Source organism: Mucilaginibacter sp. P4_C11 (assembly GCF_056402115.1).
Genome location: NZ_JBFUIA010000002.1, coordinates 41,337 through 57,299, shown reverse-complemented (window position 1 = coordinate 57,299; position 15,963 = coordinate 41,337). Strand labels below are relative to the sequence as shown.

Annotated in this window: 15 protein-coding genes and 1 tRNA gene; 4 read left to right on the top strand and 12 right to left on the bottom strand. The window is 42.3% G+C overall.

What is annotated here, in order from left to right:
- Positions 1 to 70: 70 nt before the first annotated feature.
- From AC1DU2_RS02100 to AC1DU2_RS02090, 3 genes are all read right to left on the bottom strand, one after another.
- Positions 71 to 274 carry a hypothetical protein gene (locus tag AC1DU2_RS02100; RefSeq protein ID WP_477366823.1) on the bottom strand — a complete coding sequence of 68 codons (204 nt, stop codon included), beginning with the start codon at positions 272 to 274 and terminating at the stop codon, positions 71 to 73.
- Between the two features lie 42 nt (positions 275 to 316).
- Positions 317 to 535 (bottom strand): zinc ribbon domain-containing protein YjdM, encoded by a 219-nt coding sequence (locus AC1DU2_RS02095; protein WP_184550193.1) that lies wholly within the window; start codon positions 533 to 535, stop codon positions 317 to 319.
- 118 nt (positions 536 to 653) lie between these two features.
- Complete coding sequence (locus AC1DU2_RS02090; protein ID WP_477366888.1) at positions 654 to 1,640, bottom strand: pyruvate dehydrogenase complex E1 component subunit beta; 987 nt, start codon at positions 1,638 to 1,640, stop codon at positions 654 to 656.
- Between the two features lie 138 nt (positions 1,641 to 1,778).
- On the opposite strand from AC1DU2_RS02090, the gene AC1DU2_RS02085 reads away from it, so the two are divergent.
- Positions 1,779 to 3,668: a DUF4153 domain-containing protein gene (locus AC1DU2_RS02085; protein WP_477382543.1), complete on the top strand. Its 1,890-nt coding sequence runs from the start codon at positions 1,779 to 1,781 to the stop codon at positions 3,666 to 3,668.
- Positions 3,669 to 3,682: 14 nt separating this feature from the next.
- On the opposite strand, the gene AC1DU2_RS02080 is transcribed toward AC1DU2_RS02085, so the two are convergent.
- A complete protein-coding gene (locus AC1DU2_RS02080; RefSeq protein WP_477366817.1) occupies positions 3,683 to 4,237 on the bottom strand; it encodes a hypothetical protein in 555 nt (184 codons plus the stop codon).
- 191 nt (positions 4,238 to 4,428) lie between these two features.
- Here AC1DU2_RS02080 and AC1DU2_RS02075 point away from each other — a divergent pair, with 191 nt between their 5' ends.
- The 3 genes from AC1DU2_RS02075 to AC1DU2_RS02065 all read left to right on the top strand — a co-directional run bounded on the left by AC1DU2_RS02075 (position 4,429) and on the right by AC1DU2_RS02065 (position 6,651).
- Positions 4,429 to 5,358, top strand: a complete 930-nt coding sequence (locus AC1DU2_RS02075; protein WP_477366814.1) for a 2-hydroxyacid dehydrogenase — start codon at positions 4,429 to 4,431, stop codon at positions 5,356 to 5,358.
- A 341-nt stretch (positions 5,359 to 5,699) separates the two neighbouring features.
- The gene (gene greA / locus AC1DU2_RS02070) at positions 5,700 to 6,173 is read left to right on the top strand and encodes a transcription elongation factor GreA (RefSeq protein WP_477382542.1); all 474 of its coding nucleotides are present in this window, start codon (positions 5,700 to 5,702) and stop codon (positions 6,171 to 6,173) included.
- Positions 6,174 to 6,261: 88 nt separating this feature from the next.
- Positions 6,262 to 6,651, top strand: coding sequence for an HIT family protein (locus AC1DU2_RS02065; RefSeq protein ID WP_477382541.1), 390 nt, complete (start codon positions 6,262 to 6,264; stop codon positions 6,649 to 6,651).
- Between the two features lie 109 nt (positions 6,652 to 6,760).
- Here the strand turns inward: AC1DU2_RS02065 and AC1DU2_RS02060 are convergent, their stop codons facing one another.
- From AC1DU2_RS02060 to AC1DU2_RS02025, 8 genes are all read right to left on the bottom strand, one after another.
- On the bottom strand, positions 6,761 to 7,585 hold the full coding sequence (locus AC1DU2_RS02060; RefSeq protein WP_477382540.1) for a hypothetical protein: 825 nt from the start codon (positions 7,583 to 7,585) through the stop codon (positions 6,761 to 6,763).
- Between the two features lie 223 nt (positions 7,586 to 7,808).
- On the bottom strand, positions 7,809 to 8,261 hold the full coding sequence (locus tag AC1DU2_RS02055; protein ID WP_477366802.1) for a pyridoxamine 5'-phosphate oxidase family protein: 453 nt from the start codon (positions 8,259 to 8,261) through the stop codon (positions 7,809 to 7,811).
- 276 nt (positions 8,262 to 8,537) lie between these two features.
- A tRNA-Asp gene (locus tag AC1DU2_RS02050) sits at positions 8,538 to 8,611 on the bottom strand.
- Between the two features lie 205 nt (positions 8,612 to 8,816).
- Positions 8,817 to 11,198 (bottom strand): hypothetical protein, encoded by a 2,382-nt coding sequence (locus AC1DU2_RS02045; RefSeq protein ID WP_477382539.1) that lies wholly within the window; start codon positions 11,196 to 11,198, stop codon positions 8,817 to 8,819.
- Between the two features lie 73 nt (positions 11,199 to 11,271).
- On the bottom strand, positions 11,272 to 12,459 hold the full coding sequence (locus AC1DU2_RS02040; protein ID WP_477382538.1) for a DUF4249 domain-containing protein: 1,188 nt from the start codon (positions 12,457 to 12,459) through the stop codon (positions 11,272 to 11,274).
- Position 12,460: 1 nt separating this feature from the next.
- Complete coding sequence (locus AC1DU2_RS02035) at positions 12,461 to 13,630, bottom strand: DUF4249 domain-containing protein (protein ID WP_477382537.1); 1,170 nt, start codon at positions 13,628 to 13,630, stop codon at positions 12,461 to 12,463.
- Between the two features lie 3 nt (positions 13,631 to 13,633).
- Entirely contained in the window at positions 13,634 to 14,791 is a 1,158-nt protein-coding gene (locus AC1DU2_RS02030) for a DUF4249 domain-containing protein (protein ID WP_477382536.1), read from the bottom strand.
- Positions 14,792 to 14,793: 2 nt separating this feature from the next.
- The gene (locus tag AC1DU2_RS02025; RefSeq protein WP_477382535.1) at positions 14,794 to 15,960 is read right to left on the bottom strand and encodes a DUF4249 domain-containing protein; all 1,167 of its coding nucleotides are present in this window, start codon (positions 15,958 to 15,960) and stop codon (positions 14,794 to 14,796) included.
- Positions 15,961 to 15,963 lie beyond the last annotated feature (3 nt).

Genomic DNA, 15,963 nt, shown 5'->3' with positions numbered 1-15,963 from the left:
GTGGGTAATATAAAAGCCCTGGTTTGTTATGGAACCTGGGCTTTTGTGTTGAGTGGCTAAAATGCACAAATTATCTTATCAATTGCTGCCTGATCAATACGACTACAGCTGATATTATTAAAAACAGGAACAAAACTGCTGAGATGGACGCAGCAACTACTTTAAAATTATCGTGATTAGCCAGGCCTAAGCTTATGCTGTTTATATTGATGCTGAGCATTACCATAAACAATGGCACAAAAACAGCCACAAACGTGCGTTGTTGTTTTGTCATGATCTAAGATATTGATATCGCGATAAGAAACTAATACCCAGATTACCTTTTCTTCAAAAATTCGGTTTTAAGCACAATGCTCATGCCGTCAATTTTGCAGTCAACTTCTTTGTCATCATCCGTAAGGCGGATTTTTTTTACCAGCGTGCCTTGTTTAAGCGTTACGCCGCCGCCTTTAACTTTTAAACTTTTTATCAGCGTTACCGAATCGCCATCGTTCAGGATGTTGCCGTTGCTGTCTTTTACGTTTGATTCTGCCATTGTGTATTTGTATTAAAGTAAAAAGCCCGATACAAATACCGGGCTTTTTGATGTTATTTAAATTTTAAAAGCTACAAGGAAAATTCCTATCAATCTGTAAAATCCTTAAATCGTGTTATTATTTGGTAACGTACATTACCTCTTTAACGGCTTTAACAACCCTTTCAGGGTTTGGCAGGTATTCCTGTATTAAGGTTGGTGCATAAGGCAATGGCACATCGCCACCCATAATACGCAGGATAGGTGCATCAAGGTAATCAAAAGCATCTTTTTGAACTTTAAAAGCTACCTCGGTAGCAATTGAACCTAAAGGCCAGCTTTCTTCAATAATTACCAAACGGTTTGTTTTTTTAACCGAGTTGATTACTGTTTCGTAGTCAATAGGGCGCACAGTACGTAAATCTATCACTTCGGCGTTGATGCCTTCTTTTGCCAACTCGGCAGCGGCTGCAATAACCACTTTCATGATCTTGCCGAAACCTACCAAAGTTACATCGGTACCTTCTGTTACCACTTTGGCTTTACCCAATGGGATATAGTATGTTTCTTCAGGAACTTCGCCTTTATCGCCATACATCAATTCCGACTCCATAAAAATAACCGGATCGGGATCCAATATTGCAGATTTTAATAGGCCTTTTGCATCGTAAGGGTTTGATGGAACAACAACCTTTAAACCCGGGCAGTTGGCATACCAGTTTTCGAAGCACTGTGAGTGCTGTGAGCTAAGCATACCTGCATTACCGGTTGGGCCGCGGAAAACGATTGGCACAGAAAACTGGCCACCGCTCATTGACATGATTTTGGCCGCACCGTTGATGATCTGATCGATAGCCACTAACGAAAAGTTAAAGGTCATGAATTCGATGATCGGGCGTAAGCCATTCATAGCCGAACCAATGCCGATACCGGCAAAGCCTAATTCAGAGATGGGCGTATCGATAACGCGTTTAGCACCAAATTCATCCAGCATACCCTGGCTTACTTTGTAAGCGCCATTGTATTCGGCAACCTCTTCACCCATCAGGTATATATTTCCGTCGTTGCGCATTTCTTCGACCATGGCCTCACGTAGCGCTTCTCTGAATTGTATTTCTCTCATTATATTGTATAAAATGATGTTTTTTGCGACCGCAAATATAATCACTAATGTGTGAAATGCAATTGCCGCCCACGCAGTTTACATTTTTAGTACAGATATTTTACAAATTGTACTTACATTGCCTGTGTAAACCCTGTCGCAATGAAATTCCCATCCATAAAAACGCTCGCCGAAAGCTTTTTATCTACCTTAAAGCGCTACCCATTTGAATTTTTATTCGCGCTGATTGGCACCATTGCCGGCACCGTTGAAGTTGAACTGCGCCATTTGAACAGGGTACATGAAGGCTGGCTTATGCGCGGGGTGATGACGGCCAACCTGGGTTTGCTTCTTAGTCTTTCGGCAACATTATTTACCCAAAGCCGGGTAATGAGCCGGCCAACAAAACTGTTGGTAAAAATTATAACAGCCTTATTTGCCGCATCGCTTGTTTTTATAATAGATCCCACCTCCCGGGAGGCAGACTATATCCGTTTTTTCCTGCTATCGCTTTCGTTTCATTTGCTGGTTGCCTTTGCGGCATTTACGGATAAGGGGCAGGTTAATGGGTTTTGGCAATTTAATAAAACATTGTTTTTGCGTTTTTTAACCAGTGTATTGTATGGTGTAGTTTTGTTTTTAGGGATAGCTGCCGCCATCGCTGCTACTAACTTTTTATTCAACTTTAAGTTTGAGTGGGATACTTATGCCATACTTTGGGTTTGGATAGTGGGCTTGTTTACCACCACCTTTTTCCTGGCTGGCGTTCCTGCCGATACGCGAGCGCTTAACGACGATTTGAGCTACCCCAAAGCATTGAAAATATTTACCCAGTTTGTATTGATCCCGCTATCAACCATATATGTGCTTATTTTATTAGCATACGAGATTAAGATCATTACACTTTGGAGCCTGCCAAAAGGCCTGGTATCAAATCTTATTTTAAGCTATGCGGTGTTTGGAGTGCTGTCATTATTGCTGATATATCCCATTCGTGAACATGATGGCAATAAATGGATCAAAATTTATTCGCGCAGCTTTTATTTTTTATTGATCCCCCTATTGGGCCTCCTGTTTGTGGCGGTAGGCGCAAGGGTTTTCATGTATGGCATTACCGAATGGCGCTATTTTTTAATCGCGCTTGCCTGCTGGCTGTTGTTTATTTCCGTTTATTTTTTAGCATTTAAAAAGCAGAATATAAAGCTTATCCCGATCTCGTTATGTATAGTAACCATTTTATCTGTGTACGGCCCGCAAAGCGCTTTTACGGTTAGTATGTATTCGCAAAAGCGCATTATAATTAAGTTTTTTGAAAAGCACAATGCGTTGAAAAACGGCAAATTCATCGCGGTTGATAGTACAAAGGTGAGCGAAAAAGACGGCAGTAAAGCTGTGGCATCTTTAAATTATTTCATTTATAAATACGACATCACACCTTTGCAGCCGTATTTTAATAAGGATCTTACCGCACTGTCCGATTCGTTAGGTAGGTTGAAAAGCCGGGACTGGCGTACCACGGGCGATTATGGGCGGAGAGAGTTAAGGGAAAGTAAGTATGAGTGGGCCCGAATTTACCTTGGCCTGCATCATTTTGAAACCTGGTACAACGAGAATGATAACGTTATGACCTATTACTATACATTTAGCAAAAAAGAAAAAATAATGGTTGTAGATGGTTATGATATAACCCTCGCCGCCGATGAGTATGCTGATACCCTGACTAATAATTTTAACGGCATTCAAATTAAGCAAACACAACCGGTGAACGGGTCATTTACCTTAAAACTCAATAGCGAAACTTTTAATTTCAGACCTTTTGATGTTGCCCATAAATTTCTGGCAGATACAGCAACGCTCAATAAATATCACACCCCAACAGATTCTGAGTATTATAAAAACTACGATTTGCCTGCAAGCGAGACTTTACTTGTCAAAGAAACGGCTAAGTATAAAGTTGCCTTCCAGATCAATAGTATAAATTTTAATATTACAGGAAAAGAAAAGCCGACTGATATAAAAATATCAGGCATCTATTTAATTAAGATCAAATAGATGCTCAGTAACCTTTAATTCACGTGTATTACCACTGGCAGCCCTTGCATTTCCTTAACCGATTTGGCCATCCGTTTAATAAACAAGTAATTGGTTGTGCCGCCAATAACGGCGCCAACAACCGGCACCAACCTTTCGGCAGTGCGTACGCCCAGGTTGAGGATTATTTTTTCGGCTACGCTTTCCATCATGGTTTTGCTGAGGGCAATGCCGGTTTCTACTTTAAAAGATATAGCTACCAGTTTCATAAACTCATCGAACCCCATTTGATAGCTGCCCCTGTTATGGTACATAATAGCCATAGTAACCCTGAATTGCTGGGTTATCAGGTTAAGCACATCAACAGGCATACCTATCACCATGGTTAAAACACCGCCGCTCCCCGATATCGCGCCGCTGCCGGCAGCCATAATTGCGCACTGGTTTATAAATTTATCAAGGCCCAGTTTGTCAACACCCTTTTTTACGTTCAATTGGTCGATATGATCAAACACCTGTTTAAACCCATCGTGCGATAATTGTTCGGAATAGTGTTTTATATCGGTGCCTATTTGCTTTAATGATTTCATTTTAATTGATTTATGTAATAAAGGGCAAGCCCTTATATATTGATATGCTATTCCCGTGCCAGTTTATAAAGCCTGTAAAAATGGCGCGGATAGGTAGTTGTTTTGTAATTTAAGTTGCCCCGCAGGTTGTTAAACATATAAGTATCATGGTTGTTTAGTAAATTTGTGGTTCATAAAAATTTTAAGCCCAGTTGAAAAATAACATTCTTATTGTTGATGATGTACACCCCATATTTATGGAGCAGGCCGAAGCCAAGGGTTATACATGCGATTACAGGCCAACCGTAAAAACCGAGGAAGCTTTACAAATTATAGGCGATTACGCGGGCCTGGTTATCCGATCAAAATTCCAGGTAACCAAACAAGTTTTTGATTTGGCCACCAACCTGCAATTTATAGCCCGAGCCGGTGCCGGTATGGACAACATTGACGAGGCTTACGCCGCCGAAAAAGGCATTAAACTGATTAACGCGCCCGAAGGCAATTCCGATGCTGTTGGCGAACATGCCATAGGTTTATTGCTATCACTAATGAATAATTTTAACCGGGGTGATGCCGAGATCAGGAATGGCAAATGGGAGCGGGAAGGCAACCGCGGTTACGAACTGAAAGGGAAAACCGTAGGCATTATTGGCTACGGCCACATGGGGCATAGCTTTGCCCGTAAGCTATCGGGCTTCCAGGTTGATGTAATTGCCTATGATAAATACAAAACCGGCTTTAGCGACCGCTATGCGCGCGAAGTAAGCATGGAGCAAATAGTAAAACTAAGCGATGTACTAAGCATACACGTACCGCTTACATCAGAAACCAATGGGTTGATTGATGACGAATACCTGTTTCACTTTAAAAAACCGGTATTTTTTATTAATACCTCACGGGGCAAAACAGCAAAAGTGAGCAGCGTATTAAAAGCCATTAAAGAAGGTAAAATACTGGGAGCAGGGCTGGATGTGCTTGAAGTTGAAAAATTCCCTACCCTGGCCGAGCAGGCCTGGTACGATGAGTTGCGCCAAAGCGGCAAGGTTATCCTAAGCCCCCACGTTGCCGGCTGGACGTTTGATTCGTACCGGAAGATAAGTGAAGTGATGGCGGAGAAACTCCCGAATTTGAAAATTTGAGGATTTGAAAATTTGAAAATGATTAAATGAGGCCCCGCTTCAGAGCCGGAGATGTTGGTTAGAGTGGTTGATTAGGGTGAGTGGTTGATTAAGTTGACTAAGGCCCTATAAACGATGCAAAAACTTAATCAACCTAATCCAACTTAATCAACCACTCACCCCTCAAATAAATTTGCATATTAAAACTTAAATCACTTATCTTCGTTTAATACTAAACAAGACTATGTAGGCATGGCCCATATAGTCTTGTTTGTTTTTATAGTCGTTGCGTCCTTCTTAAAAAAGGGAGGGCGGTTTTTTTTGGACAACCAATAGGATAAATAATAATTAATTTACGTGTTATGGCAGAGGTATCATACTTTACCAAGGATGGTTTAGAAAAACTAAAAGAAGAGTTACAAAGGTTAAAAACAACCGGCCGGTCGGATATATCAAAACAAATTGCTGAAGCGCGCGATAAAGGTGACTTGTCTGAAAACGCCGAATACGACGCCGCTAAAGAAGCTCAGGGCTTGCATGAAGCTAAAATTTCGCAAATGCAGGAAGTGTTGGCCAACGCCCGCTTGCTGGACGAATCAAAACTGGATACATCAAAGGTATTGGCATTGTCAATAGTAAAAATCAAAAACCTTAAAAACGGCGCCACCATGAGCTACCAGCTGGTAGCCGAAAGCGAAGCGGATATGAAAGCTGGTAAAATATCGGTGGCATCGCCCATAGCCAAAGGCCTTTTAGGAAAAAAAGTAGGCGAAAAAATTGAGATCACGGTACCGGCAGGTAAAATTGAATTTGAAATACTGGAAGTTAGTCGTTAGTTATTGGTTGATTAGGTGAGTGGTTGATTGAGTTAGCCTTCCGTAAACTTAATCAACCACTCACCTAATCAACTTAATCAACCTCAAAATGAGCATCTTTTCAAAAATTATAGCAGGCGAGATTCCGGCGTACGTTGTTGCCGAGAGTAATGAATTTTTAGCTTTTTTAGATATCAATCCGCTAGCCGAAGGACATGTGCTGGTGATTCCGAAAAAAGAAGTTGACTACATTTTCGACCTGGATGACGAAACTTATACCGGCTTGCAAATATTTGCCAAAATTGTGGCTACGGCCATTAAAAAGGCCATACCATGTAAAAAGGTAGGGGTGGCAGTTATCGGCCTCGAAGTGCCGCATGCACATATCCACCTTATCCCCATGAACAGGGTTGATGATCTTAATTTCTCGAGGCCCAAACTATGTTTTAGCGCCGAAGAATTGAGTGTTACAAAAGATAAGATCAAAGCAGCGTTTTAAATACTGGCCTGCATTAGTTTGTAAAAAACATAACGGGGTATTGCATAAAGCAATACCTTTTTTATTTGCCCCCCAAGGCAAAACCCTTCCATGATTCACTTGGCTTTGGTTAATAAGGAAATATCAGCAATGGTATTGTAATATGCCCCGGCAGTGCTTCGGTCAAATAATCCCCAATGATTTCTTTAAAATGATAACGGTGGTTAACAAGCACCAGCACATCGTTATGCATTCCGTTAATTATCACATCAACGGCCTTACTAATATCTTTTTCCTTGATGTTGTTAAAGCCAACCGGGTAACTATGTATGTGGTTTCCAACCTGTTCGGTAAACATTCGCTGACCATAACTTTCCTCAATATCCGGAATTCCTTTGGCCGACAAATGTGCTACAGATACGCTGGCCTGCATCGGTTCGGCCAGTTGAACAAGGTATTTTACAACTGCAGCGCGACAATACCGTAAATCGGCCATATAGGTTATATGCTGTATGTTTTTTAATGTCCACCTTTCGGGCACTATTAGCAGCGGACACTGCACTTTATTTAATACGCTTTGGAGGTTTAGTAAATGTTGTCGCGACCCCTCTTGCAACGTGGTGCCGCTTCCGCTCACCATTAACCAAATATTTTTTTTGATTATCATTGCGGCCAATTGCGTAGTATCAAAATCCACGATATCCTCAGCCGATATTTCGGGCTGGTAAGCCGCCGCGTCATGGCTAAGCTCATTTAGCAATCTTACTATGGGTTCCCTGGCAATCAACAACGATTGTTCAATATGATGCCCGGCCATCACTTTTGCCATTGCGTTAACCTTATAGGTGTTGGCGACTAAAATATTGGCTTGTACCGCCTGGGCAATAGCAAATGCCTGTTTTGATGCGTGAGCCGCAGAAACAGAGCCATCATTAATTACAATAATCGTTTTCATGGTGTCGGGTTTATAATTTTCTGTTGTAAAGTTCATAAATGCTTTTCACAGGAAACATGACGCCGGTCACTCTATAAATTGCTTGTGATCACCTACTAACTTGTCATCGGAGTTGTAATATCCATGGAGGGGAAAACAGTTCTGGTAAAATGCAGCAAGAAGATCATCAGGAGATCGCGTCGACAACACAGATCGGGCCCTGATAAAACGGAATCATCGATTGTCAATTTTTTTCGAACCGGCCTGTTTTTTTATCAAGATTGATCTTGTAAATAATCAGCTCCACTTTTTCACCCACATCGCTGTCGTTTTCGGTTATCCCATGCGAAGGATGATTGGCCGGGTGGCTGGCCATGGGCATTATGCGATGTATAATTCCCTGCATCAGGCGAGCCTTTTCGTCCATATCGGTTACCTCTTCAAAACGCCCCCAGGCCACAACGCTTTTCCAGCTGAATATGCTTTGGATCTCATCTACTTCAAAACACACCTCCGGGTTCTGTCGCATCATTTCAATCTTTTTACCATTTGCCGAATGGCTGTAGATATATGGCGCACTGTAAACGTAATTTATCGGGACAATATAAGTAGTACCGTCGGCATGGCATGCTAAACGACCGGTAACCTGCTGTTTCAGCAAACTTTCAATCTGTATGTCTGTAAGTGCTCCCAACATGATCTTAAATTTTAAACGTTATGGAATGATTAATAACGTCAAAAGTAGGTGCCCGCCGCAGGATAAAAAATGATTGTTTTATTGTTAAAAAGTGATGCATATCACTACCCAACGGCTAAGGGCGAGGTACCGGAGCAAATATGGGATCTAGCAGAATAATTGATTTTACTGATCCCCCCTTTTTCCATATCTGGTTCGCTTTGGAAGGGCTTTAAAACCAAAAAGCCTTTAAATCATATGACTTAAAGGCTTCTGAACATTTTTAAATGTTTTTAGCGGAATGGACGGGACTCGAACCCGCGACCTCCTGCGTGACAGGCAGGCATTCTAACCAGCTGAACTACCACTCCGTTTGGGTCTGCAAATATACGCACCATTTTGGTTTACACAAGTGGTTTTTTAAAAAACATTGGTTTAATCGCTTTTATTGGCTGTTTCATCTATTTCGCAATGTTAATGTCGACTTTTATACACGACATAACTATCTTAATATCAACGCAAAGAGGGATGACTTACTCGGTCATCCCTCTTAAAACTTTCTTAAAATTTATTTTTTTATTTTACTTCAAAGCTAAAATACTGGGCCCCGGCGTCACCTTCTTCACTTATTCCCTGCACCGATACAACGTATTTTCCCCGCTGATCGGAGGTATAAAAGGATACCTGACCCTTTCCAACCGTATTTGTATTTACATCCGGTGACCAAAACAACAGGCTCCTAAAGTCGGGCACACGACTGTTGGCCGCCTTTTCGGTATCATAAACCGGCGAATAAAACTCGCGTTTTAACTGTAAACCTTCGTAGTCTAAAACCACGGCATGGGGGTCTATTTCTACGCCTCCAAGGTCTCCTTTGTATGTGGTGAAGCTGAACACCCCTTCATTTACAGTAGGGCCGTAAAAATACCTGTCTCTTACAACCTCAAGCTTTCTTACCTTCAACGGATCAATTGCCATCACCTTATCAATATTAAATACAGGCACATCATCCAGTAAAACAATAGGGTCGCCGTCTAAAAACCCTTTTTCGTTTAATACTTTAATGTGGTACCGCCCCCTGGAGCGCACTATGTTGTCTTCTCTTACATACTCGCGCAGCACTTCTTCCATTGTGGTAAAACGGGTATAGTTATCCAGCAGGTAGGTTTTATAAGGCTGCGCAAAAAAGCCGGCGCTATCTACACCCGGATCATAAAACCGTTTGATTTTATTGAGGGCATATATATTTTGTATCTGCATGCCCAGGCTATGCTGTTCTAAGGCCTTTTGCAAATCGGCAGACAAGGTTAATTGAGGTATCGTACGTTTGCTGTATTGCTCCGAAAACGGGCTCAAAACATCAATCCGGAAGGTTGAATCTTTCTCGGAATTAGTTTGGGCGACTACTTCGCCCGGACCAAATAGCTGCTTGGTGTTAAACACAAGGTGACCCAATGAATCACTTCTGGATGCATACAATTGTACCCTTTTGCCAGGCACACTCAAATAGGCTACGATATCCTTTGCCGGCGCACCTGTTAGTGTGTTTGTTATTTTCGCGCTTATCAGGTGGTCGTTATACTCAGGTAAAAAGTTAAATGACGACGACCCTCCATTTACAATATTACTCCATTGAAACCTGCGCCAGCCCTGCGACAGCATTAGGTTGTCCATAGCGGCATTAGCTTCGGCATTTTGATTTTTGAAATAATAGCCTGCCGATTCTATATTGCCCCTCAAATCCGATCGAAGCCACAGGTAGCTAAATATATCATCAGCATCCATTTGCTGCAATGAATCGACCCGGTAAACAGAAAGCGATAAATTTGCCAACACAGCCGTTCCTTTTGCCCCTTTGGTACCCACGTTAATATTTACTTTTTTTCGCGTGGCATACTGAGGCTGATCGGCAGCCGCATCTATTTGTAATAGCTGTTTAGGGCGTTTAAAATAAAGCCGCTCACATACCGGCTGTTTGGCGTTGTTAAAAATAGTTATATGCGATACCCCTTCGCCCAATTTGCTTTTATCGATGCTAAACGTAGCCGCTCCGGAGGTAAGCGAAGAGCTTAAAGCCGCTTTAATTAATTGCCTGGTGTGCGCAAAAAGGAATACTTCGCCACCACCTGTGTTGCTGTTTACGGTAACCTGTAAATTAGGTCCGTTATCCTTTAATTGCATTACATAGCCCTGATTACTAACCAAGGGCAATTCCTTAACCAATTTATTACCCTGGCTGGTTTTAACAATGGCCTTATAGCTGTTATTTGCTACCGGCGTAAATATAAAACTGCCCATACCAAACTTTAGGGGCTCAAAACGCGCTACCGTATCGTTATGCTGATCAATAACAGCACCCCGGTATACCGCCACACCATTGCCATTTGGCGCGGTAACTTTAAAGGCCACCTTACTGTTTAAGCCCGCTACCAGGCTACCTCCTTCGGGAAAAAATTGCAGGTCGTAAGCAGCCGTTTCTTTTGCCAGGGCATCCGGCGACTTCAGAGGATTTACAATGGTAATGTTCTTTTCGAAATAATAATCGGGGCTGAAATTTTTCATCCAGCTGGTATATGCCCGCAGCGTATAATTACCATTGCTTACCGATACAGGGATGTATAGCGAGCCACTACCGGTGCCATAATTCGTGGCTATTTTGGCCTGCATAATGGCATTGTGGGCGTTATCTATAACATCAACATAAACTACCTTGCTCAAGTTTAATAATTGATGAAACGAGGCGTCAACACTATAGGTTTTAAACCAAATAATTTCGCCTGGCAGGTACACGCTTTTATCGGTATGTACATATATTTTTTCCTGCACGTTGCGCTGCCGGTATTGGTTAAAGCCGTTTTTTACCTGCTCAATTACCTGTGCAAAACCTACTGTTTGTGCAAGCAATAAAATCAAACCCGACGAGAATATTATTTTAGTAGTTCTGTTGTGTTTTCCCATAGCTAAAAGCTGGTTTGTTTAATAATTATGTATGCGGCTTTGCATTGCCGTTGTTGTTGTTTTTGTTTGTTCGCTATGGCTTCCAAAATGGGGGAGGTAATGACTTACCCCTTATCCGGCAATCGGTACATTCAACCGTTGAATACGTGTAGCCAATTAAGACATTCATATTTACAATTGACGAAACCGGTATTGCACTACCGTCAATTATAATTAGCTGCACTTCGTGCTGCATTGTTTTAGGGTTATAAAAAAGTGCCGTATCTGCCGAGCAGCTATATGGGTAAACAGGGTACCACTCTGCAGGTAATTGATTATTGTTGATGAAAATCCGTTTGCGCTGAATGTTGGTAATGGTTATGAACCCGATAACCGGCTCATTAGGGTTGGTTATACTGTGAATATTGCCCTGTAGCTGGGATGGCTGGGCATCAAAGATACTTCCCAGCTGTTCGGTATTTTTCCGGATATTTTCCCAAAACTCATATCCCTCTTTTGTTAAGCCGTATTGGTTTAATAAAATGGAGTACCGTATCGAAAGTTTTTCGGCGGTAGAAGGTATTTGTATTATCGGGGCTTGGAATATAACATCTGAGCTCAGCTTGGCGGATGATGCTATAACCGTGTTACTTGATGTATCACCTGTATAACAATAATACATCGCTTCATTCTGTCTTCTGGTCCTTATTCCTTTAGTCTCTGGATCCACAATAAAGCCCGATTCGTACCGGGCATGAAACTTCCATGCCTCCGCATAATCCCAACGGTAATAGCGTGTATTATTAGTTGCGTCATGGGTATTAACATAAATATTCAGGTTGCCGGCCTTGGGTGCAAAGCCGATGCTGTCAATAGGAGGAGTCTTTTTCACCACAATATAGTCAGAGGCGTACTCCTTACTGTTGCCCGAAATATGTAGCCGGTATTTCTTCGTTTGGTCAAGAGTTAGCACTGCCGACGAAGCGTATCTTCCGCTTTGGCCGGGCACCTCCTTCAACTCGGCAACATTTACACCGCCTTCAGCCTGAATATTAACAGCATAGCCCGCCAGTCCCGATGTTTTTACATTATCGCCAAGGTTAACGGTTTCGCTCAGCTTAATCACCGTAACACTATCGCCAACGTCAATTACCCCTTCTACCACCAGGTAATGGTTGGGGCTGCTTATAACAGATGGGTTATACGGCTTTTTACAACCCGTAACAACTATACCGGCCCATATCACCAAACACCATATATTCGTTTTTTTTATCTTATTCATATTATTCTTTCCAAAATGGGGGTGCTTCAATTTTACCTCTAACCCGGCAATCAACACAATCAACAGTAGATGCTGTATAACCAAGAACAGTATAGGAACCCTGTAATATGGTTGCTATTGGTATCAGTGGCCCATCAAGTATCAATACTTTAACGTCGTTTTGCCGGCTATTGGGATTTTGAAAAAGGCAGGAGTCAATCTCGCAACTGCCTTTATAATTAGGTTGCCACTCGGCAGGCAAAGCACCGCCTGATATAAAGATCCTTTTGCTTTGCATATTGGTTATACTAATATAGCCAATTACCGCTTCGGTTGGCTGTGTAAGGCTGTGAATATTACCTATCAGCTGCGATGGCTGGGCATCAAATATGCTGCCCAACTGCTCGGTATTTTTTTTCATGTTCTCCCAAAAATCGTAGGCTGCTTTTGTAAGCGCGTACTGTTTTACAAGGATGCTGTAACGGATTCCCAGTTTTTCTGAATTGGGGGCTATTACGATGATCGGGTTTTCAAATATTACATCCTGGGTAAGTTTTGCCGATGAAGCTAAAACAATGTTGGCTGATTTATCTCCCGAATAACAATAGTATATGCTTTCAGCAATACCCCGGGGACCAATTTCGCCGTTTCTGAGTATTAGACCTGAGTTAAATGCCGAATGGAAACGCCAGGCTTCTTCATATGACCAGCGATAATAGCGGGTATTGTTGGCCGGATCATGCGTGTTCGAAAAAATTTGTAATCCTTTGCTGCCTATTTTATAGTTCACACTATCAATAGGAGGGTTAGCCTTTACGCCTTCATAATCAGAAACATATTCATTTCCGGTCATCAGTATATGCAGGCGATATTTTTTTGTTTTATCAAGGTTTAATGCCGCCGCGCCATAACGCCCGGGTTGATACTGCTGTTCCTGTAAAGGTATACTAACGCCACCTTCTGCTTCAACAGATACCTGTGCACCGCTTTGAAACGTTGTTGTATCATGCGCGCCGAGGTTCACGGTTGTGCTTAATGTTATTATTGTCGAATCGCTGCCACTGTCAATATTTCCCTCAACCACCAGGTAGCTTTTATTATTGGTTATCACCGGCGGAGCATACGGTTTCCGGCAGCTGGCAGTACACCAGGCCGTTAATATCAAAATCCATATATGCTTATTTCCTGTCATATTTTAATTTTGCCAAAAAACTGGTGCGTTAATATTTCCTCTCACTCTGCAGTCGGTGCACTCTACAGTTGATGCCCTGTATCCTATTAACTGCCCCAGGCTATCCAATACACTTGATGTTGGTACTAAGCCGCCCTTTAAAATAAAAAGTGCTACATCATCCTGGCGGGTATTGGGATTGGCAAATAAGTAGGCATTATTTTCACACCCTGTCAAATCTATATTCCATTCATCCGGTAAAACATTTTTTGATATAAAAATTCTTCGGCTTTGCATATTGGTTACGCTTACATAGCCAACAACGGGTTCGGCGGGGTTGCTTATGCTATGGATATTGCCAACCAATTGCGATGGTTGCGCATCAAATATACTGCCGAGTTGCTCTGTGTTTTTCCTAAGGTTTTCCCAAAAGGCATAGGCGCCTTTGGTTAAGGCATATTGTTTCAGGCGTATGCTGTATTTTATCTCCAGCTTCTCAGAGTTCCGTGGAATCAATGTAACCGGATTTTGGGAGATTACATCCTGTGATAGCTTCTCTGACGATGCCAAAACAATATTACTTGATTTATCCCCCGCATAGCAATAATAATACATCTCGTTTGCGGCTCTAAAAGTTATCTTTCCGTTTTTAACAATGAGGCCTGAATTAACAGCCGCGTGAAATTTCCAGGCCTCTTCATACGCCCATCTGTAATAGCGTGCGTTATTGGTAACATCATGCGTACTTGAGTTTATTTGCAGCCCCGGGCCCGTTATCTTATAACTAATGCTATCAATAGGGGGCGTTAGCTTTACGGGCTCATAGTCCGATGCATATTCATCCCCCCCGGTTTTAATATGCAAACGATATTTTTTAGCCTTATCCAGGTTTAAACCAATTACCAGGTAACGGCCTTTAAATTTACTCAGAGGGTAGTTGGCCCCATCTTCCCGTTCCACCGCTACTTCGGCGCCTGAATCAATTAAAAGCGATGTATGGTTAGCTATATTTACTGTTCTGCTCAATGCTATCAGGGTGGAATCGCTACCGCTATCAATTACACCCTCAACTACCAGGTAGCTGGCCCGGGCCAATACCGCTGGTGGCGCATACGGCTTTCTGCACCCCGCCACCATTGTTGCGGTGGTTATAAAATACCATATGTAGTTATTTTTTACCATTGTTAAAATTCCCAATAAGGTGGCGCGGTTGTTTTTCCCTTTAATGTACAATCCGAACATTCAACTGATGCAGCTTTATAGCCAATTATCTGCCCGGTAAACGGATTCAGTATAGCTTCTAGGGGGTTCAGATGAAGCTTAATAATAAAAAGTTCAACGTCATTCTCTCCGCCATTATTTAACAAATAACCCAGCTTTTCACACAAACCATCGTCCGGAACGTACCAGGTATAAGGCACCCTGTCGTTATCAACAAAAATGCGTTTGCGCTGTGTTGTGCTTATGCTTACAAACCCAATAACCGGCTCATCGGGGTTTGTTACGTTATGCATATTTCCCTTTAACTGCGAGGGCAGCGCATCAAATATACTGCCCAACTGTTCGGTGTTCCGCCGGATGTTTTCCCAAAATTGATATGCTTCTTTTGTAAGCGCATACTGTTTTACCAGGATACTGTATTTTATAGTGAGTTTTTCTGACGCTGGCGGTACCACAGTAATTTGAGTATTAGCAATTACGTCCCGCGTCAGTTTTTCTGATGATGCCAAAATGGTATTGGACGATTTATCGCCCCGATAACAATAATAAATCATCTCTTCTTCCTGGCGCGGCACTATTTCACCGTTTTTTACAATCAATCCCGAGTTAAACCGGGCGTGAAACTTCCAGGCCTCTTCATAGGCCATCCGGTAATACCGGGTACTATTTGTAGCATCATGGGTATTTGAATTAATTTGTAACCCTTTCGGCGTTACTTTATAAGTTACACTATCAATAGGAGGGGTTGGTTTAACAGGCACATAATCTGATGCATACTCCTTCCCGCCGCTTGTTCTGATATGCAGGCGATATTTTTTCGCTTTATCAAGGTTTAACCCGATAGCAAGGTAGCGCCCTGCCTTAAACTCGTTTAACGAATAGCCTGTGCCTGCCTCACTTTCAACTGTTAAACGGGCATTGGTTTCGGTTGCCAATAAGGTGGTATCTGAAAGGCGTACAGTGTTACTCACAGTAATAATTGTCGAATCGGCGCCGGGATCAATAACGCCCTCAACTACCAGGTAACTACCGGGGGCCGATACCGGGTTTGGCGTATAAGGTTTACGACAGGCCGGAGTGGTTGCGGTAAGTAATATCAAATAAACCATATAGTTGCCCCCCTTGCACATTGT